The sequence below is a fragment of the Mesorhizobium sp. M0195 genome (assembly GCF_040322115.1).
Classification (GTDB): Bacteria; Pseudomonadota; Alphaproteobacteria; order Rhizobiales; family Rhizobiaceae; genus Mesorhizobium.
The window spans coordinates 170,966-189,698 of the sequence record NZ_JAMYSV010000005.1; the positions used below are offsets into that span (position 1 = coordinate 170,966).

Sequence of the window (18,733 nt, forward strand, 5' to 3'; positions counted from 1 at the left end):
GCTTTAGGTCCTTGTTTTGATGCATGTCGTCATCGCAAAACCGCTGCACACTTTGCGCGACATCCATTATGCAACGGGAATTGGGAGCGTCGCGACGCCGGCCAACATCAACCCGTTACATCCTGCTTCTATCGCAAGCCTGATGGATCGGGTTTGCCTTTAGCCGCGATTTTCGATCATTGTGCCGAGGCCCGCCTTTTTCCGGTCCAGTTCGTCGCCGAATGGTGACGACGCGACGATTTGAAAAGAATTTCAGGACACTCTCAGGGGAGCTCTCGATGACGATCAGGCACTCGACACTTATTAAAAGACTGGCTTTTTCGACCTTTTTGCTGACGCTGCCGCTGAATGCGGCATTCGCGCAGGATACCGCGGTCGCCGACCGGCTGAAGGCTGCCCTCGCCGCCCAGGGTGTCGACCTCTCCTGGACCGGAGTAACCGGCGACACCTCCAGCATGGTTCTGCAAGGCGTGGCGGTCAAACCGGCGGCCGAAAAGGAGGCGCTCAAGATCGGCGACGTCAAGCTCGAAGGGGTGACCGAAGCCAATGGTGGCTATCAAATCGCGACCGTGTCGACGTCGCCGTTCGAACATAGCGAGGATGGCGTCACGCTCAATCTCAGCCCCTTCGTCATCCACGACATGACGGTTCCGGCCGAAGGCGCAAGCGGCCCGCTGGGCTCGCTGATGATTTACAAATCGGCCGAGCTCGACAACATGACCGTCAAGGTGGCCGACAAGACCGCTTTCTCGATGGACGGGCTTGCCATCGCAATCACGCCGCCGGCCGACGGCAAGGCCTTGGCGTTTTCCGGCACCACGGAAAAATTCACTGCCGACCTGACACTGGTCGAAGATCCGAAGTCCAAGGAAGTCATCAACGCGCTCGGCTACCAGAACATATCGGGCAATCTTGAGATGGAAGGCACCTGGCAGCCTACCGACGGCAGGATGGACTTGTCGAAATACGAAATATCGGTCGACAATGCCGGCACGCTCGGCATGACCTTCGATCTCGGCGGCTACACGCTGGACGTCATCAAATCACTGCAGGAGATGCAGAAGAAGATGGCGGCGCAGCCCGAAGGCGCCGACAATTCGGCGCAAGGCATGGCCATGCTCGGGCTGCTGCAGCAGCTTTCGTTCAACAGCGCCTCGATCCGCTTCGATGATGATTCGCTGACCAAAAAGGTGCTCGATTATGCCGGCAAGCAGCAAGGCATGTCCGGCAAGGACATTGCCAACCAGGCCAAGGCGATCGTGCCCTTCGGCATGGCGCAGCTCAACAATCCGGAACTGACGGCGCAGGTTTCGGCCGCGGTCAACAAATTCCTCGACGATCCGCAAAGCATCGAGGTCTCGGCCGAGCCGCCGGCGGCGGTGCCGTTCGCGCTGATCATGGCGGGCGCCATGTCCAACCCGCTCGACCTGCCGAAAACGCTTGGCGTGACGGTTACGGCAAACGAAGACTGACCGAGATCCCAAAGCAAAAGCCCGGCAGCGATGCCGGGCTTTTTTATGAATCAACAGCATCGGTTCGGAGCGTTTCCTAAACCTCTTTCTTCGTCGCCACGACGCGCAGCGACAATTCGCGAAGCTGCTGCGGGCTGGCCTCCGACGGCGCGTTCATCAACAGGTCATAGGCCTGCTGGTTCATCGGGAACATCGTCACTTCGCGCAGGTTCCTCGCGCCGACCAGAAGCATGACGACGCGGTCGATGCCTGCCGCCATGCCGCCATGCGGCGGCGCGCCATACTGGAAGGCGCGGTAGAGGCCACCGAAGCGCTCCTCGACCGTCTCGCGGTCAAGCCCGACCGTCTCGAACGCCTTGACCATGGTTTCGGGCAGATGGTTGCGGATGCCGCCTGAGGCGATCTCGAAACCATTACAGACCATGTCGTACTGGAACGCCTTGATTCCGAGCAGATCCTCGCCGTTCAGCGCATCGATGCCACCTTGCGGCATCGAGAACGGATTGTGCGCGAAGTCGATCTTCTTCTCCTCCTCGTTCCATTCGAAGAACGGGAAGTCGACGATCCAGCACAATTCGAAGCGATCACGGTCGACAAGATTGAGCTCCTCGCCGGCGCGGCTGCGCGCCGCTCCCGCGAAGGAGACGAACTTCTTCGGATCGCCGGCGACGAAGAAGGCGGCATCGCCATCGGCAAGGCCGAGTTGTTGTCGAATCGCCTCGGTGCGCTCCTCGCCGATATTCTTGGCCAGCGGCCCGGCGCCTTCGAGCTTCTCGCCCTCCTTGCGCCAGAAGATGTAGCCGAGGCCGGGCTGGCCCTCGCCTTGCGCCCATGAGTTCATGCGGTCGCAAAAGGCGCGAGACCCGCCGGTCTTGGCCGGAATGGCCCAGACCTCGGCCTTCGGATCGTTGGCAAGGATGTTGGCAAATACCTTGAAGCCGGAATCGCGAAAATGATCCGAGACGGCCTGCATCTCGATCGGGTTGCGCAGGTCCGGCTTGTCGGTGCCGTATTTGCGCATGGCGACATCATAGGCGATGCGCGGAAACTTCTCCGTCACCGGCTTGCCGGCGGCAAAGGTCTCGAACACCCCCCGCATTACCGGCTCCATGGTGGTAAACACATCCTCCTGCTCGACGAAGCTCATCTCCACGTCGAGCTGGTAGAATTCACCCGGCAGACGGTCGGCGCGCGGGTCCTCGTCACGGAAGCACGGCGCAATCTGGAAGTAGCGGTCGAAGCCGGACACCATGATCAGCTGCTTATACTGCTGCGGCGCCTGCGGCAGCGCATAGAAAGTGCCGGGGTGGATGCGCGACGGCACCAGGAAGTCGCGCGCGCCTTCCGGCGATGAGGCGGTCAGGATCGGCGTCGAGAATTCGGTGAAGCCGACCTCGCCCATCAGCTTGCGCATCTCGGCGATGATTTTCGTCCGCGCCACGATGTTCTTGTGCAGCGTGTCGCGGCGCAGGTCGAGGAAGCGGTATTTGAGGCGGATGTCCTCCGGATAGTCCGGCTCGCCGAAGACCGGCAGCGGCAATTCCCTGGCGGCCGACAGCACTTCGATCTCGCGCGCGAAAATCTCGATCTCGCCGGTCGGCAAATTGGGGTTCACGGTGTCGGCGAGGCGCGCCTTGACCTCGCCGTCGACGCGGACGACCCATTCGCCACGCAAGGTCTCCGCGATCTTGAAGGCAGGCGAATCCGGATCGGCGACGATCTGGGTCAGACCGTAATGGTCGCGCAAATCGATGAACAGCAGGCCGCCATGGTCGCGCACGCGATGCACCCAACCCGACAGGCGAACGGTCGAGCCGACGTCGGCCTTCCTCAATTGGGCACAGGTATGGCTGCGGTAACGATGCATTGTCATTCTTAAGGTCCGGATGTTGGGTTGCGGCCAAGGCATGATGGCCCAGCCTGAAAATTTGCGCGAAAAGCACATGAGAGGGTGCATTTGTCAAGGCAAGCGGCGGCTGGGTCGAGTTCGCGTTCTTCCCGCCCCTATCCCACCGGCATCAATTTATGCCAGAGGCGTCAATCTGAGTTCGCTGCTCTGTGCCGGCAGTTCAACTATGCACTCATCCCTTCACCCCGCCCGCCGTGAGGCCGGAGACGATCTTGCGCTGGAAGATGAGAACGAGGACGACAAGCGGCACGGTGACGATCACCGATGCGGCCATGATGTTGCCCCACGGGATCTCGAACTGCGAGCTGCCGGAGAGCAGCGCTATCGCGACCGGCACGGTTCGCTGCTCGTTGCTGGAGGTAAACGTCAGGGCGAACAGGAACTCGTTCCAAGCACCGATGAAGGCGAGAAGCCCGGTGGTCGCCAGCGCCGGCCACATCAGCGGCAGGAAGACGCGGCCGATGATGATCCAGGGCGTGGCGCCATCGAGGATCGCCGCTTCCTCCAGTTCGATCGGCAGGTCGCGAACGAAGGCGGTGAGCACCCAGACGGTGAACGGCAAGGTGAAGATCATGTAGGACAAGATCAGCGCGAACGGCGAATTGTAGAGGCCGAAGATGCGGATTAGCTCGAAAAGCCCGGCAAGCACCGCCAATTGCGGGAACATCGAGACGGACAGGATGATGAGGAGCAGTGCCGAACGGCCTCTGAAGCGGATGCGCGCCAGCGCATAGGCAGCGGTGATGCCGAGGAACAGCGAAATGAAGACGACGGCGCTCGAGATGAACAGCGAGTTCACGAGATTGCGCAAAAAGGTCCCCTCGGTGAACACGGTCCTGTAGTTGCTAAAGGTAATCGCCGTCGGCCAATAGTCGATCTGGAAGAGCGCCGTCCCCGATTTCAGGCTGGTGATGATGGCGTAGTAGAACGGGAACACCGCGACAACAACGATAACGGCGACGAGGAGGTAGAAAGCCGTGCGCTTGACGATCCACATGGTCAGTGCTCCCACATGATCAATAGTCCTTGTCCAGTCTTATCCGGCCGAGCCAAAGAACGAGCATGGTCAGTAGGGCGAGGATAAGGAAGAGCAACGTCGAGGCGGCGGAACCGGAAGCGAATTTGTCGAACTCAAACAGGCTCTCGCGGGCAAACACCGACATCGACTTGGTGTGTATGTTGTTTGGCGTAAGCACGTAGATCAGATCGAAGATGCGCAGGGCATCGAGACCGCGAAAGATCATGGCCACCATCAACGCCGGTCGGACGAGCGGCAAGGTGATCTTCCAGAAAACTCTCCACGCGCCGACGCCGTCGAGCTTGGCGACCTCGTAGATTTCTTGTGGAAGCATCTGCAGGCCGGCGAGAATGAGAAGCGCCATGAACGGGGTCGCTTTCCAGATATCGACAACGAGGACGGCGACCATCGCCGTGTCGGCGCTGGCGGTCCAGGCGATTTTTGTACTGATCAGGCCGAGCTTGAGCAGGACGTCGTTGATGATGCCGAACTGGTCGTTGAGCATCCACTGCCACATTTTCGCCGAGACGATCGTCGGGATGGCCCAAGGGATTAGAATCGCGGCGCGCACGATGCCGCGGCCGCGAAACCTCGTGTTGAGCACCAGCGCGACGATCATGCCGAGCACCGTCTCGCAGGTCACCGAAATCACCGCGAAGCGCACGGTGTTCCAGACGGCGCGCCACCAGACCGGATCGGCGAGCAGCCCGTCGTAGATGACGCGGCCGCTCGGCATTTGCACGACGGAGAAATAGTTGGCGAAACCAACCCAGCGGCGGGCTTCGAGGTCGGCGAGCGAGGCATCGGTGAAGCCGAAATAGATCGTGCGCATCAACGGCCAGCCGGCAACGGCGGCGAGCACGATGAGCGTCGGGGCAAGCAGCAGCCATGCCGAGCGCGCACGCTGACGCGCCAGCATCGAGCCTGAGCGCGGCGAGGTCACCAGGCGGTGCCTTTGAGCCTGGTCAAGGAGAACTCCACATCGGCAAGGTTGTCGGCGGCCGTGCCCTCGCCGGAAATGGTGTTGTGGACGGCGGTCCAGAACTCGCTCGATGCCTCATTGTACCTGCTCTTGGCTTGGGCCGAGGGACGCGGCACCGCGTTGAGGACGACTTCCTTCCAGCGCGGAATCACCGGCTGGGCGCTGGCGATGTCGGCATCGTCATAGAGTGCCTGGATGGTCGGCAGATATGCCCCCTTCAAGGCGCGGTACTTCTGCATCTGCGGCGAGGCGATCCATCTGACCAGATCGATCGCTGCATCCGGGTTCTTCGAATATCTGGAAACCGCGAGATTCCAGCCGCCAAGCGTTGCTGCCGGGCGGGCGCCCTCGCCCGACCCCGGCGGCAGCGTGGTCACCTCGAACTTGCCTTTGATGGGGGAGCTTTCGCTGTTGCCAAGCGCGTAGGCATAGGGCCAGTTGCGCATGAAGACGGCGTTGCCGGTCTGCCAGACTCCGCGCGACTCTTCTTCCTGATAGGCCAGAACGCCGGGCGGCGAGATGGTTCCCACCCAGCTCCTCGCCATTTCCAGCGCCGCAACTGCTTGCGGATTGTTGATGGAGATCGTGCCGTCCGGCTCGATAATCTGGCCGCCGCCGTTCGACTTCACCCATTCGAGTGCATCGCAGGTCAGCCCCTCATAGGCGTTGCCCTGGAAAACGAAACCCCACATGTCCTTGTTGCCGGCCGCGCGCTCCTTGTCCATGACAAGCTTGGCGGTATCGGCAAGTTCAGCCCAGTTGGCCGGGACCCTGGCGCCGTATTTGTCGAGGAGATCCTTGCGGTAGTAGAGCGCCGGAGCGTCGGTGAATATCGGCAAGGCGACCAGCTTGCCGTCCACGGTCTGCGATTTGATGATCGATGGGAAATGGGTGCCAACGACATCCTTGGTCGCTTCGGTCAGGTCGATGAACTGCCTTGCAAGCTGGGGGGCCCAGATGATGTCCGTTTGATAGACGTCGACGTCGCTGCTTCCGGCGGCGAGCCAGAGCCGGTATTGGCCAAACTGGTCCGTCGCCGAGGGAGGCAGCGGAACGACGCTAACCTTATTGCCGGTCTTCTTCTCGTATTGATCGAGGATCTCGCGAAGGATTCTCTGGCCGTTGCCGGTATCGCCGGATACCATGGCGAGGTCGACAGCCCGCGCCGGCCCGGCCGCCAGAACTGCGGCCATGGCAAATGCCGCAAATGCGGGATGAAATTTCATGACGGCGGACCTCCCTTTGGAGCTTCAGGCCGGGCAGCAGAAACCACATCGATGCCCAACACCGTCTCCGCACACCGCCAGCTCACAAGACGCGTATTCGCCCCACCAGCACTGAACTACAAAGATACGCCTTGGTTCCAACACGGAGGGTCCGGCGCCACGCGGCAGCCCCCCGCTGGCCCCAACGCCGCCGGGAATTGCCGCTGGTATTGGCGAAGGCGATGGTTCAAGAAGGGATCAACGACAGGCTTTCCTTCATGTCTTCCATCCGCCCGCTGATCCCCCTCCTGATCGCCGCCGGCATCCTGCTCGGCGGCAACGGCCTGCAGAGCACGTTGATTGCGCTGCGTGGTGCGCAGGAGGGTTTTCCCGCTTCGTCGATCGGCTTGATGGGCACGTTCTATTTCGCCGGCTTTTTGCTCGGCTGCCTTGCCGTGACGCGCATCATGAAGTCCGTCGGCCATGTGCGCGCCTTTTCGGCACTGGCGGCGATCGCCTCGGCGGGGACGCTGCTTCTGGTGCTGGTCATCGATCCGGTGATGTGGTGCGCCGTGCGCTTTGCCGGCGGGTTCTGCTTTGCCGGCTTGTTCACCATCATGGAAGCCTGGCTGAATTCCGGCGTCACCAACACCGACCGGGCGCGGGTGCTTGCCATCTACCGGATGGTCGACATCGGCTCGGTGACGGGCGCCCAGTTCCTGATCCCGATCTTTGGCGCCGGCGGCTTTGCCATCTTCGCCATCATGTCGATGATGATCACCGTTTCGCTGGTGCCGGTTTCGCTCGGCGACCGCTCCAATCCGACGCCGCCGGAAGACGTCAAGCTCGATTTGGCGCGCGTCTGGCGGATCTCGCCGCTCGGCTGCTTCGGCTGTATCGCCGTTGGCGTCACCAACAGCGCCTTCCGCACCCTGTCGCCGGTCTATGCCGAGCAGATCGGCATGTCGGTTGCCGACGTCGTCACCTTCGTCAGCGTCGGCATTTTCGGCGGCGCCATCATCCAGTACCCGCTTGGCTATCTCTCCGACCGCTGGGACCGGCGCTCGGTGCTGCTGATGACGACGTGCTGTGCGATGGTGGCGGCACTGGCGCTGGCGTTCGTGGCTGGCGGCAGTCCGTTCCTCAACTTCCTGCTCGTCTTCATCTTCGGCTGCTTCGCCATGCCGCTCTATTCGCTGTCGGCGGCGCATTCCAACGACCGCGCCGACAAGGGCGAGTTCGTGCTGATCAACGCAGCCTTGATGCTGTTTTACTCGTTCGGCGCCATCGGCGGGCCGTTCGCAGCCTCGACGGTGATGCAATTTTTCGGGCCGAGCGCGCTGTTCGTGTTCAGCGCCACCGTCTATGCGATCTTCGTGGCCGTCATCCTTTACCGGATGCAGGCGCGCTCCGCCGTGCCGGCTACCCATCGCAGCCGTTTTACGGCGCTGTTGCGCACTTCGACGGTTTTTGCCCGGTTGGCGAAACGGAATGCCGATCCCGATGAACCCGCAAAGCCTGGATAGAGGTGTTACGCTTGACGAAAGCGCGCGCGGCTGAAATTGAAAGAGACCCTATCCCTTGCCAAAAGCGATTTGATGCACGTCATCACCACTCAGAAAGAACTCGAGACCGTTATTGCCGCTTTCGAAAAGGCGGAATTCGTCACCGTCGATACCGAATTCATTCGCGAAACGACCTTCTGGCCGATCCTGTGCCTGATCCAGATGGCAGCGCCCGGGGTGACGGCGCTGATTGATCCGCTGTCGCCCGACATCGACCTGAAACCGTTCTTCAGGCTGATGGCCAACGAGGCGATCGTCAAAGTCTTCCATGCGGCGCGGCAGGACATCGAAATCATTGTGCATCTCGGCGATCTTGTGCCGCATCCGGTGTTCGACACCCAGGTCGCGGCAATGGTCTGCGGCTTCGGCGACAGCGTTTCCTACGACCAGCTGGTGCAGCGCATCACCGGCGCGCGGCTCGACAAGTCCTCGCGCTTCACCGACTGGCGCCACCGTCCGCTGTCCGAAAAGCAGCTCGACTACGCGCTCGCCGACGTCACCCACCTGATCGAGGTCTACAAGCATCTCAGCGCCGAGCTGGTGCGGGAAAACCGCGCCCACTGGCTGAACGAGGAGATGGACGTGCTGACCTCGCGCGAGACCTACGATCCGCATCCCGAGGATGCCTGGAAGCGGCTCAAAATGCGGCTGCGCAAACCGCAGGAACTGGCGATCGTGCAGGGGGTGGCCGCCTGGCGCGAACGCGAAGCGCGCGAGCGCGACGTGCCACGCGGCCGGGTGCTCAAGGACGATGCGATCTACGAAGTGGCGCAACAGGCGCCGCGCGACGCTGCGGCGCTGAGCAAGCTGCGTACCACGCCGAAGGGCTGGGAACGCTCGTCGACGGCGACGGCACTGCTTGGCGCGGTAAACGCTGCCCTTGCCCTGCCCAGGGAAGAGATGCCGAAGCTGCCGAAGAGCTTCCAGCCGCCGGAGGGGTCGAGCGCCGCTGCGGAGTTGCTGAAGGTGCTGCTGCGGATCGTCGCCGAAAAGGAGGGCGTCGCATCCAAGGTACTCGCCTCCAGTGACGACATCGACCGCATCGCTGCCGAGGGCGAGGAAGCCGACGTGCCGGCATTGCAAGGCTGGCGGCGTGCCGTTTTCGGCGAGGCCGCGCTCAAGCTGGTGCGCGGCGAACTCGCCATCAGGTTCGACAAGCGCAAGATCGCGGTGTTCGATTTGTAGCCTTGAGCTTGCTCAGACTAAGCCGAGCAGATGCAGCGCCAGCCATATCCAGCCAAGTGCGAGAACGACCGCGCCCAGGTAGAATGCCCTGCTGCGCAGGATTAGCCGATTGCTGGTCAAGTGGACCGATGCGTGAAGATAGCGGGAGACGACAAAGATCCACATCAGTGCCAAAGTCAGATAATTGACGCCATTGGTCACGTGCAGCGTCAAGCATAAGACGTAGAAAAGCACCGGCAGTTCGAACTGGTTGCTCAGATTGTTGGCGACGGTGATACTGGACCCAGGCTCCGTCGAGCGCGTCTTGAACTGGCCGGTCTTGGCTTCGCCCGATCTGACCGCGCCATGGCGGCGCCGGCCCATTACGACATAGACGATATAGACCAGCAGCACCTGCGCCAGCATCGGCCAGAAGATCGCGGTCTGGTTCAAGACGCCCCCTGTCGTTGTCACCCAGCCTTCAAGGCCGTTTCTGAGCCATCAGAATGAAAGCCGCAATGACGGTCACTGGTATCGCCAGCAGGGCGAATTTGGTGACGATCAGCGCCGAGGCGAAGGATAGCGAATCCGGATTGGCCGACAGAAAATCGGACAAAAGACGAGCCACGGCGATGTTCTGGGCATAGTCGGCAAGCGTGTACGGCAGCACCAGCACAGCTGCAAATGCCGCCTGCGTTTGCGCAGGCAGTGCATGGAAATTCTTCAGCCGCCGGCCCGTGGCCAGGATCAGGCTGACCATCGTCAGCGACAGCAGCGCCGGAAACAGCAGGTCGAAGGTCAGGTAATGCCAGACGAGGATAATCTCGCTGCCGCGCCGGCCGAGAGCCGTTAGCCAGGCCATGCCCTCATCCGGGGTGAAACCGGCATAGCGCATGTCGAGCGACGGCAGACCGCCGCTCAATCGGCGAAAATAGAGGAACTCCATCGCCGTCATGATGATGAAAACCGCCACTGTGGCGACACTGAGTGCGGCCGCGTGGCGCGACAGCCGCAGGATCATTGCCGCCAGATTGCGCCAAGACGCATGGCGATCAGGCTCCGCCAGGATAATTCGGGCTTTCGCGGGTAATCGTGACGTCATGGGCGTGGCTTTCACGAAGTCCGGCATTGGATATCCGCACAAAAGTGGCGCGCTCGCGGAAATCGGCAAGGTCGCGGCCACCGACATAACCCATAGCGGCTTTCAGGCCGCCTGCAAGCTGGTGCAGCACGCCAGACACAGGTCCTTTGTACGGCACCTGCCCTTCGATGCCTTCGGGGACCAGTTTCAGCGTGTCGCGCACCTCGGCCTGGAAATACCGATCGGCGGAGCCGCGCGCCATCGCGCCGACCGAACCCATGCCGCGATAGGCTTTGAAGGAGCGGCCCTGATGCAGATAGACCTCGCCGGGGCTCTCGTCGGTGCCGGCCAGCAGCGAGCCAATCATCGCCGCGCTGGCCCCGGCGGCCAGCGCCTTGGCGAGATCGCCCGAATATTTGATGCCGCCATCGGCAATAACCGAAACGCCCGATTTCTGTGCCGTCTCGACTGCCGACATGATTGCCGAGAGCTGCGGCACGCCGACGCCGGCGACGATGCGGGTGGTGCAGATGGAGCCTGGTCCGATGCCGACCTTTACGGCGTCGGCGCCGGCATCGATCAGCGCCAAGGTGCCTTCCGCGGTGGCGACGTTGCCGGCCAGGATGCGAACCGAGTTGGACAGCTTCTTGGCCCGCGTCACGGCATCCAGAACGCGCTGCGAATGACCGTGCGCGGTGTCGATCACCAGAAGGTCGACACCGGCGTCGATGAGGCGCTCGGCCCGCTCGAAACCGTCATCGCCGACACTGGTGGCGGCGGCGGCGCGCAAGCGTCCCTGCGCATCCTTGGTGGCGTGCGGGTTGAGCTGCGACTTCTCGATGTCCTTGACCGTGATCAGCCCGACGCAATTGCCGTCCCGATCGACCACAACCAGCTTCTCGATGCGGTGCTGATGGAGCAGCCGCTTGGCCTCGTCCTGATCGACGTTCTCCTTGACCGTGATCAGGTTCTCGCGGGTCATCAGCTCATAGACCTTTTGCGCCGGATCGGACGCGAAGCGGACGTCGCGGTTGGTCAGGATGCCGACGAGCCGGCCGACCGTGTGGCCGCCGGCGCCGCCGTTCTCGACCACCGGAATGCCCGAGATGCTGTAGGTGCGCATCAGGCCCAGCGCATCGGCAAGCGTTGCCTCAGGACCGATGGTGACCGGGTTGACCACCATGCCGGATTCGAATTTCTTCACCTGCCGCACCTGCTCGGCCTGTTCGGCCGGCGAGAAATTGCGGTGGATGACACCGATGCCGCCGGCCTGGGCCATGGCGATGGCGAGCCGCGCCTCGGTAACGGTGTCCATGGCGGCCGACAGGATCGGCACGTTGAGGTCGATGTCGCCGGCGATGCGGGTGCGGATGTCGGTCTCGCCGGGCATGACCTCGGAATGACCCGGCTGCAGCAGCACGTCGTCAAAGGTCAGCGCCAACGCGCCGGTGGACGTCTCGATGATTTTTGCCATGGCCAGCCCTCGGAATGCAGGAAAGGCGCTCGCCCTGATGGACAGCGCCGACTCGTCTTCTTCCCTTTCAGGATTGGCGCTGGCTCGTAACACGTCCCGTCGCCGTTGAAAAGCCGATGGTTGTGTAGTGGCAAAGCTGCATTTGCCGCAGGTGCTGCACGACTTGCGGTCGCACAAACGTGACGGCAAATTAATGCGACATCCGGGCCAAGCCATGATAACCGCCCTATCTGTCGGTTTGGCCCCCAAGGCCGGCAAGCAATCGCGACGCACATTTCAAGGCCGGATCCATCGTGAACCGCACCATTCCGCTCATCCTGGCGGTCGCTCTCTTCATGGAAAACATGGATTCGACCGTCATTGCGACATCGTTGCCGGCGATCGCCATCGACATCCACAGCAGCCCGATCGCGCTCAAGCTGGCGCTGACCGCCTATCTGGTATCGCTGGCGATCTTCATTCCGATCAGCGGCTGGATGGCCGACCGCTTCGGCGCCAAGAATGTCTTCCGTGCCGCGATCGCCGTGTTCATCGTCGGTTCGGTCGCGTGCGCCATTTCCAATTCGCTGCCGGCTTTCGTGGTCTCACGCTTCCTGCAAGGCATTGGCGGCGCCATGATGACGCCGGTCGGACGCCTGGTGCTGGTACGCGCGACGCCGAAAAGCGAACTCGTTGCCGCCATGTCGTGGCTGACCGTCCCGGCTCTGGTCGGCCCGCTGGTCGGCCCGCCAATAGGCGGCTTCATCACGACCTATTTTTCCTGGCACTGGATTTTTCTGATCAACGTGCCGATCGGGCTGATCGGGATCTGGCTGGCCATGCGTTTCCTGCCAAAGACCGACGCCGCGCAGACGCCGCCGCTCGATTTCACCGGTTTCGTGCTTAGCGGACTGGCGGCATCGGGCATCGTGTTCGGCCTGTCGGTGGTCAGCCTGCCGGCTCTGCCGCCCGTTGCCGGCTTTGTCACCGTAGCCGTCGGTCTGGCGTCGGCGGTACTCTATCTGCTGCACGCGCGGCGCGCCAAGAATCCGCTGCTGGCGCTCGAGCTGTTTCGCAATCGGGTGTTCCGCTCGTCGGTGCTCGGCGGCGGACTGTTCCGCATCGGCATTGGTGCCGTACCGTTTCTTTTGCCGCTGATGTTCCAGATCGGTTTCGGGTTGACGCCGTTCCAGTCCGGCATGATCACCTTCGTCTCGGCAATCGGCGCCATAGGCATGAAATTCGTCACCGCGCTGATCTTCAGGGTCGCCGGCTTCCGCCGTGTGCTGATTTCAGGCTCGCTCATCGCTGCCGCGTCCATCGCCGTCAACGGCCTGTTCACACCCGACACGCCCTATGGGCTGATCCTCGCCATGCTGCTCGCCGGGGGCTTCATCCGCTCGATGTTCTTCACCGGCATCAATGCGCTTGCCTACGCCGAGATTTCGGCCGCCGACACCAGCAAGGCGACGCCGATCACGGCGGTGTTCCAGCAGTTGGCGATCGCGCTCGGTGTGGCGCTGGCCGGCGGCATCCTGGAAGTGTCGACCACGATCCATGGCGGCCCGTTGACGCTGGCCGACTTTCACACCGCCTTCTTCATCGTGGCGGCGGTGTCGGCGGCGGCCTCGCTGTCGTTCATGCGGCTGGCGCCGGACGCCGGCAATGCCGTGTCTGGACATGGCCGACTGACACCGCCGAAGACGCTGGAGCCGGTGAGCCCGCCGGGGAGTTGACCTTTCCTCGTGCTTACGGACGCCGGAGGGACAGCGCCTCCCTCTGGCCTGCCGGCCATCTCCCCCACGAGGGGGGAGATCGGACGTGACGTCGTTTTTCGCCAATCTCCAGTGTTGCAGGATTAGGCGGCGCGCCGAAGCTGCCAATCTCCCCCCTCGTGGGGGAGATGTCCGGCAGCACAGAGGGGGCGCGAAGGACCGCTACAGAGCGATTTTTCACGCCGTGCCGTTTCCGCCTTTAAAATCTTTCGCCAAGAGATAGAGCTCAACCGATTCGTCGCGCGAGGCCGGCGGCTTGACGTGATGGACCGAGCGGAAATTCCGCTTGAGTCTCGCCAGCAATTCGTTCTCGGCGCCGCCCTGAAACGTCTTGGCGAGGAAATGTCCGCCCGGCTTCAATACCGACAGCGCGAAATCGGCCGCCACCTCGCACAGATGCATAGTGCGGATGTGGTCGGTCCGCTTGTGGCCGGTGGTGGGTGCGGCCATGTCGGAGAGCACGATGTCCGGCTGACCGCCCAGCGTCTCGGCCAGCTTCTCAGGTGCCTGCGGATCGAGGAAATCCATCAGCAGCACCGGCGCGCCCGGCACCGCGTCCATCTCCAGGTAATCGATGCCGACGACGTTCGGGTGTTCCGCGGTAGATTTCGTACGTGCGGCGGCGACCTGGCACCAGCCGCCGGGTGCCGCACCAAGGTCGATCACCTTCATGCCGGGCTTGAGCAGATGGTGCTTGTCGTCGATCTCGATCAGCTTGTAGGCGGCGCGCGAACGATAGCCGTCGGCCTTCGAACGCTGGACATAGGGATCGTTGATATGGCGCTGCAGCCAGCGGCGCGACGATTCCTTGAGGCCGCTTTTCTTCTTGATCTTCGTCTTCAGCACGCGAATGCCGGCGGAGCTCGGTCTTTCCGGTTTCTTGGTCATTGCTTGATTACTTGTTTGAGCATGATCTTGTCCGAAAACCGGCAGCCACTTTTCGGGATCATGCTCTGCCTCGCCCGCTGTTGCGCCAGACGCCGTCATCGGCCATCAACTCGCTCAGTATGCCCTCGCGCAGGCCGCGGTCGGCGACGCGCAGCCGTTCGGACGGCCAGACGGCACGGATCGCCTCCAATATGGCGCAGCCGGCCAGAACCAGGTCGGCGCGGTCGGCGCCGATGCAAGGGTTGGCGACGCGCTGCTGGAAATCCCAGCCGACCAGCTTTTCGACCATGCGGTCGACGCTGTCGCGATCCATCCACAACCCGTCGACGCGGCGGCGGTCGTAGCGTTCGAGATCGAGGTGGACGCCGGCAAGCGTCGTCACCGTGCCCGAGGTGCCGAGCAGATGGAATTTCGGGCTGGACAGGAGGTGGCTCAGCCGGTCGCGCCCGTCGAAGGCGCGCAGCCGTATTGCGACATCCTCGACCATGGCGCCAAAGATCTCGCGCGTCACCGTGCGGCCGCCAAAACGCTCGGCCAGCGAGACGACGCCGACCGGCAGCGAGGTCCACGAGACGATGTGGTTGGCGAGCCTTGGCGAGCGTTGGCCGGTGAGGTCGATCAGTGCGATTTCGGACGAGCCGCCGCCGATGTCGAACAGCACGACGCCTTGCGTGTCGCGCTCGACCAGGGAGCCGCAGCCCGACACCGCCAGCCGCGCCTCGGTCTGGCGGTCGATGATCTCGAGCTTCAGGCCGGCCTCGCGCTCGACGCGTTCGAGGAACTCGACGCCGTTGGCGGCGGTGCGGCAGGCCTCGGTGGCGATCAGCCTGGCCTTCCTGACCTTGCGGTTGCGCAATTTGTCGCCGCAGATCTTCAGCGCCTCGACCGCGCGGTCCATTGCAGCCTCGCCGAGCCGGCCATTGGCGGTAAGGCCCTCGCCCAGCCTGACGATGCGCGAGAACGCATCGATGACGCGGAACTGGCCATGGCGCGTCGGCAGCGCGACCAGCAGGCGGCAATTGTTGGTGCCGAGGTCGAGCGCGGCAAACACCGGCAATTCCTGCAGCGGTGGCGGCGTGCGGGCACCTTGCCCCGGCCTTGGCAAGGCTGGAGGCAATTGCGCGATTGAAGCCGATTGCGCGATCGAGGACTGGGGCGCGATCGAAGCCGCTGGCTGGGGCTGGCGAGCGGCCGGGGCCCCGCCGGCGGCGGGCACCGAAGTGCCTGTTATCACCGGACGAGCCTCGTCGCGTGCGAAAACCTTGCGCCCGCGCCGCCGCTTGCGCCGCTTCTTGGGTTTGCCGTTCTGATGCGGGCCGTTCTGACCCTTGTGATCGTGGGACGTGTCGCCAGCCTGTCCATTGCCGGACCGGGGATGCACCTGACGGGCGTAGCGTCCGGCGGCTGGGTTTGCCTGGCTGGATGGCGGCGGCGAACCCCTAGACACGCCCACTTCCGGCGCACCAGCGCCGGCTTCGTGGTCTTCCACTGTCGTTCCTTCCGGCGCCGCGCGAACCGGAGACCGGACGCAGCAGGCGCTTTTACATGTTCAAGTTGCGGCCAGACTATCAGCGCCGGGCCGGATCACCAAGAGTGCAAGGGCCGAATTTTGCCGACGGCATGAAGGCGGCGACGTTGGTGATCCCTTCTCCCCTTCTTGTGGGAGAAGGAAAGACGCCAGCGCCACAGCGCGCCTTCCCGGTTGAATAGCCGGCTTCAATGAGGCATTTCTGAAATGAACCAATCGGGACCGCGGGCGGTTTTCCTGCTGCGAACCGGACAACGGGTACGGGCTGCAACGCATGATCGTCAGGCAATGAACTGGAGCCGCTATTTCTGGCCCGTCATCGGGATCGCCGCGGTGGTGTTCTCGCTGTGGCTGTTGCTGCACGAATTGCGCGGCATCTCGCTCGACGATGTCTGGGACGGCATAGTCGCCATCCCGGCGCGCGGCTGGGTGCTCGCGGCGCTGAGCTCGGTCGTCGCCTATGCCTCGCTCGCCGGCTACGACCACATCGCGCTGCTGCATATCGGCAAGAAAGTGTCGTGGCTGTTCGTCACCTTCTGCTCATTCACCACTTACGCGCTGTCGCACAATATCGGCGGCTCGGTGTTTTCCGGTGCGGTGATCCGCTACCGCGCCTACGGCACCAAGGGCCTGACCGGCCAGGATGTCGGCGTTCTGGTGGCGATCTGCTGGATCACCTTCGTGCTGTCGACGCTGTTCGTCTCAAGCATCGTCCTGCTGCTCGAGCCTGAGGTGATCGACCGGTTTTCCGGCACGCCGCATCACCGGCTGGCGCAGGCGGCCGGCCTTGCCATGCTGCTCGTGGTGGCGGCCTATGTCTTCGGCAGCTGGCTGCATCTGAGGCCGCTGAGGATAGGCAGCTTTCAGCTGCATTATCCGGCGCTGCCGATCGTGGCGCGGCAATTGCTGGTCGGCCCGATCGAACTGCTTGCGGCGGCGGCGGTCATCTTCTTCGCCCTGCCCGCCACAGGCAATCCCGGCTATTTCGTCGTGCTCGGCGTCTTCCTGGTGTCGTTCTCGATCGCGCAGATCTCGCATGCGCCAGGCGGGCTCGGCGTGTTCGAGGTGGTGTTCCTTGCGGGCTTGTCACATATGGACCAGGTCGGCGTACTGGCGGCGCTGCTGGTGTTCCGGCTGTTCTACCTGATCATCCCGCTGCTGATCGCGCTCGGTGTGGTGCTGTTCTTCGAGCACTCGCAATACAGCCGCAGCGAGAATTGAGGCGCTGGAAGACGACGATTGAACCCAGACACAGGGTTGACTATTTTCCGGCGGCGGCTACAAGGGCCGCGCGGCTGCCTGGCGGCCCACCCTGCGCGACAAGCGCCTGCTGGGGAATAGGTTAACGGTAGACCCACGGACTCTGACTCCGTTAGTCCTGGTTCGAATCCAGGTTCCCCAGCCACTTGATTTCACTCACATTCCCGGCTGCTCAGACCCGACCCGCTAGCGTCAGTTGGGCACTTGGTTGGGAATTTTTATTCCCCTCGAGCTTTGCGCTGGCGCTTTTCACCAGCGTCAGATCTCGCACGAGGTAGTGCACACCAAGAGTTGAGCGTACGGAATTACGGTGACAGTGCACTTTTTACCATGTCGCCCCCGCCTCATGATGCACCCTGCCGGCGTTCCCGGTCTGCCGCATCCCCCAGCACCGTACCGGCGAGCCAAAGTGTTTTCACGTCCGAGGTGTTCCACAAGAACTGCTCATCGAGCATTGCCGCGTCGCCGATGTTACGGTTTTTCGATGCACCCGTGGGCCGAGAGCATCGCCGAGGAAATCGGCAAGTGAGAACCCGGAAAACGAGGCACGCGGCGAAAAGAAATTAGAGCACCGTCACCGTAATTCCTAAAACCTCTCCGGCAACCCTTCTACTCCCCGACAACGGACGTCGGCGGGCGTGCCGAGGTTATCGGATCGGCATGACGAAGGACGATCCTCCACGCGCCTTCCTCGCGCCGGAATATGGTGGTGACTCGAAGCGCAATCGGCACCAGTTTGTTGCCACTACCGACCTTGGATTGGAACCGCTCGACCTCGACGATGTATCCCAAATCGGCTGTCGCATACTCCGAGATGCGCTCAAAGCCGATGGCCTTGCCGTGCCGGTAATTGGTGGCGGCCCGTTCCATGGTCTCAGCGGCCTTTCTCCATCCCTTCGCCGGCGGGCCAAAGGGATTGGCAATAATGACGTCGTCCTGTCGCGAGTAGAGGTTTTTCAGGGGCTCAGGATCGCCCTTTACGAAGGCATCCAGAGCCAGATGATCCTGCTCGATGAATTTCGTCAGGTCGGAGGCTAACATCTTAACATCGCCCCATGACTAAAAAGAGAACTCTATCAAGCGCTTCATCCGCCCTTCGCCTAGGCGTTCGCGCTGGTGTCCGGAGTATAGATCAGAATTACGGTGAGTGCACTTTTTACCGTCGCCCCCGGTCGAATGTGCACCTTGCCGGCGTTCCTGGTATGCCGCATCCCCAGCACCGTTCGGGCGAGCCAAAGTGTTTTCACGTCCGACGCGTCCCACAAGAACTGCTCATCGAGTATTGCCGCGTCGCCGATGTCGCGGTTTTCGATGCACCCGTGGGCCGAGAGTATCGCCGAGCAAATCGGCAAAGCCGTGAAACCCGGAAAACGAGGGAGGCGGCAAAAAGAAATTAGTGCATTGTCACCATAATCGCACCGTAATCGCTCGTG

At 62.5% G+C, this 18,733-nt stretch carries 15 protein-coding genes and 1 tRNA gene; 6 read left to right on the forward strand and 10 right to left on the reverse strand.

All coding sequences use genetic code 11. The features are described 5' to 3' along the window. Window positions 1-278 precede the first annotated feature (278 nt). A complete protein-coding gene (locus NKJ12_RS13740; RefSeq protein WP_352477136.1) occupies window positions 279-1,472 on the forward strand; it encodes an aq_1923 C-terminal domain in 1,194 nt (397 codons plus the stop codon). A 76-nt stretch (window positions 1,473-1,548) separates the two neighbouring features. Here the strand turns inward: NKJ12_RS13740 and aspS are convergent, their stop codons facing one another. The 4 genes from aspS to NKJ12_RS13760 form a co-directional block, all read right to left on the reverse strand. Further along, entirely contained in the window at window positions 1,549-3,339 is a 1,791-nt protein-coding gene (gene aspS, locus NKJ12_RS13745; protein WP_352506570.1) for an aspartate--tRNA ligase, read from the reverse strand. Window positions 3,340-3,553: 214 nt separating this feature from the next. Beyond that, complete coding sequence (locus NKJ12_RS13750) at window positions 3,554-4,378, reverse strand: carbohydrate ABC transporter permease (protein ID WP_352506531.1); 825 nt, start codon at window positions 4,376-4,378, stop codon at window positions 3,554-3,556. A 19-nt stretch (window positions 4,379-4,397) separates the two neighbouring features. Next, window positions 4,398-5,318, reverse strand: coding sequence for a carbohydrate ABC transporter permease (locus NKJ12_RS13755; protein ID WP_352506571.1), 921 nt, complete (start codon window positions 5,316-5,318; stop codon window positions 4,398-4,400). 20 nt (window positions 5,319-5,338) lie between these two features. Beyond that, window positions 5,339-6,607, reverse strand: a complete 1,269-nt coding sequence (locus NKJ12_RS13760) for an ABC transporter substrate-binding protein (RefSeq protein ID WP_352506532.1) — start codon at window positions 6,605-6,607, stop codon at window positions 5,339-5,341. A gap of 257 nt (window positions 6,608-6,864) precedes the next feature. Here NKJ12_RS13760 and NKJ12_RS13765 point away from each other — a divergent pair, with 257 nt between their 5' ends. Further along, window positions 6,865-8,112 carry an MFS transporter gene (locus NKJ12_RS13765; protein WP_023674455.1) on the forward strand — a complete coding sequence of 416 codons (1,248 nt, stop codon included), beginning with the start codon at window positions 6,865-6,867 and terminating at the stop codon, window positions 8,110-8,112. A 72-nt stretch (window positions 8,113-8,184) separates the two neighbouring features. Then, window positions 8,185-9,336, forward strand: coding sequence for a ribonuclease D (rnd, locus tag NKJ12_RS13770; protein WP_352703169.1), 1,152 nt, complete (start codon window positions 8,185-8,187; stop codon window positions 9,334-9,336). Between the two features lie 12 nt (window positions 9,337-9,348). On the opposite strand, the gene NKJ12_RS13775 is transcribed toward rnd, so the two are convergent. The 3 genes from NKJ12_RS13775 to guaB are packed head-to-tail and all read right to left on the reverse strand — an operon-like array spanning window position 9,349 to window position 11,870. Continuing rightward, window positions 9,349-9,768, reverse strand: coding sequence for an MAPEG family protein (locus NKJ12_RS13775; protein WP_352703171.1), 420 nt, complete (start codon window positions 9,766-9,768; stop codon window positions 9,349-9,351). Between the two features lie 28 nt (window positions 9,769-9,796). Next, window positions 9,797-10,336 (reverse strand): hypothetical protein, encoded by a 540-nt coding sequence (locus NKJ12_RS13780; RefSeq protein WP_352506536.1) that lies wholly within the window; start codon window positions 10,334-10,336, stop codon window positions 9,797-9,799. Window positions 10,337-10,367: 31 nt separating this feature from the next. After that, window positions 10,368-11,870, reverse strand: a complete 1,503-nt coding sequence (gene guaB, locus NKJ12_RS13785) for an IMP dehydrogenase (RefSeq protein WP_254817518.1) — start codon at window positions 11,868-11,870, stop codon at window positions 10,368-10,370. 293 nt (window positions 11,871-12,163) lie between these two features. Between guaB and NKJ12_RS13790 the strand changes: the two genes are divergently transcribed. Next, window positions 12,164-13,585 carry an MFS transporter gene (locus NKJ12_RS13790; protein WP_352689406.1) on the forward strand — a complete coding sequence of 474 codons (1,422 nt, stop codon included), beginning with the start codon at window positions 12,164-12,166 and terminating at the stop codon, window positions 13,583-13,585. 216 nt (window positions 13,586-13,801) lie between these two features. On the opposite strand, the gene NKJ12_RS13795 is transcribed toward NKJ12_RS13790, so the two are convergent. Together NKJ12_RS13795 and NKJ12_RS13800 are read right to left on the reverse strand one after the other, a co-directional pair. After that, window positions 13,802-14,512, reverse strand: coding sequence for an RlmE family RNA methyltransferase (locus NKJ12_RS13795; protein ID WP_254817516.1), 711 nt, complete (start codon window positions 14,510-14,512; stop codon window positions 13,802-13,804). Window positions 14,513-14,570: 58 nt separating this feature from the next. Then, a complete protein-coding gene (locus NKJ12_RS13800) occupies window positions 14,571-16,001 on the reverse strand; it encodes a Ppx/GppA phosphatase family protein (protein WP_352703174.1) in 1,431 nt (476 codons plus the stop codon). Between the two features lie 327 nt (window positions 16,002-16,328). On the opposite strand from NKJ12_RS13800, the gene NKJ12_RS13805 reads away from it, so the two are divergent. Both NKJ12_RS13805 and NKJ12_RS13810 read left to right on the forward strand, forming a co-directional pair. After that, a complete protein-coding gene (locus NKJ12_RS13805; RefSeq protein ID WP_352703382.1) occupies window positions 16,329-17,261 on the forward strand; it encodes a lysylphosphatidylglycerol synthase domain-containing protein in 933 nt (310 codons plus the stop codon). A gap of 110 nt (window positions 17,262-17,371) precedes the next feature. After that, window positions 17,372-17,445 (forward strand) — tRNA-Gln (locus tag NKJ12_RS13810). Window positions 17,446-17,909: 464 nt separating this feature from the next. Here the strand turns inward: NKJ12_RS13810 and NKJ12_RS13815 are convergent. After that, the gene (locus tag NKJ12_RS13815) at window positions 17,910-18,341 is read right to left on the reverse strand and encodes a YybH family protein (protein WP_352703176.1); all 432 of its coding nucleotides are present in this window, start codon (window positions 18,339-18,341) and stop codon (window positions 17,910-17,912) included. Window positions 18,342-18,733: the final 392 nt, after the last annotated feature.

Bases quoted from the DNA above. Each gene is read 5' to 3' on its own strand.
- NKJ12_RS13780 (WP_352506536.1), bottom strand. From the start codon at position 10,336: ATGATCCTGCGGCTGTCGCGCCACGCGGCCGCACTCAGTGTCGCCACA.
- NKJ12_RS13760 (WP_352506532.1), bottom strand. From the start codon at position 6,607: ATGAAATTTCATCCCGCATTTGCGGCATTTGCCATGGCCGCAGTTCTG.
- aspS (WP_352506570.1), bottom strand. From the start codon at position 3,339: ATGCATCGTTACCGCAGCCATACCTGTGCCCAATTGAGGAAGGCCGAC.
- NKJ12_RS13755 (WP_352506571.1), bottom strand. From the start codon at position 5,318: ATGCTGGCGCGTCAGCGTGCGCGCTCGGCATGGCTGCTGCTTGCCCCG.
- NKJ12_RS13740 (WP_352477136.1), top strand. From the start codon at position 279: ATGACGATCAGGCACTCGACACTTATTAAAAGACTGGCTTTTTCGACC.
- NKJ12_RS13815 (WP_352703176.1), bottom strand. From the start codon at position 18,341: ATGTTAGCCTCCGACCTGACGAAATTCATCGAGCAGGATCATCTGGCT.
- rnd (WP_352703169.1), top strand. From the start codon at position 8,185: ATGCACGTCATCACCACTCAGAAAGAACTCGAGACCGTTATTGCCGCT.
- NKJ12_RS13765 (WP_023674455.1), top strand. From the start codon at position 6,865: ATGTCTTCCATCCGCCCGCTGATCCCCCTCCTGATCGCCGCCGGCATC.
- NKJ12_RS13805 (WP_352703382.1), top strand. From the start codon at position 16,329: ATGAACTGGAGCCGCTATTTCTGGCCCGTCATCGGGATCGCCGCGGTG.
- NKJ12_RS13795 (WP_254817516.1), bottom strand. From the start codon at position 14,512: ATGACCAAGAAACCGGAAAGACCGAGCTCCGCCGGCATTCGCGTGCTG.
- NKJ12_RS13750 (WP_352506531.1), bottom strand. From the start codon at position 4,378: ATGTGGATCGTCAAGCGCACGGCTTTCTACCTCCTCGTCGCCGTTATC.
- guaB (WP_254817518.1), bottom strand. From the start codon at position 11,870: ATGGCAAAAATCATCGAGACGTCCACCGGCGCGTTGGCGCTGACCTTT.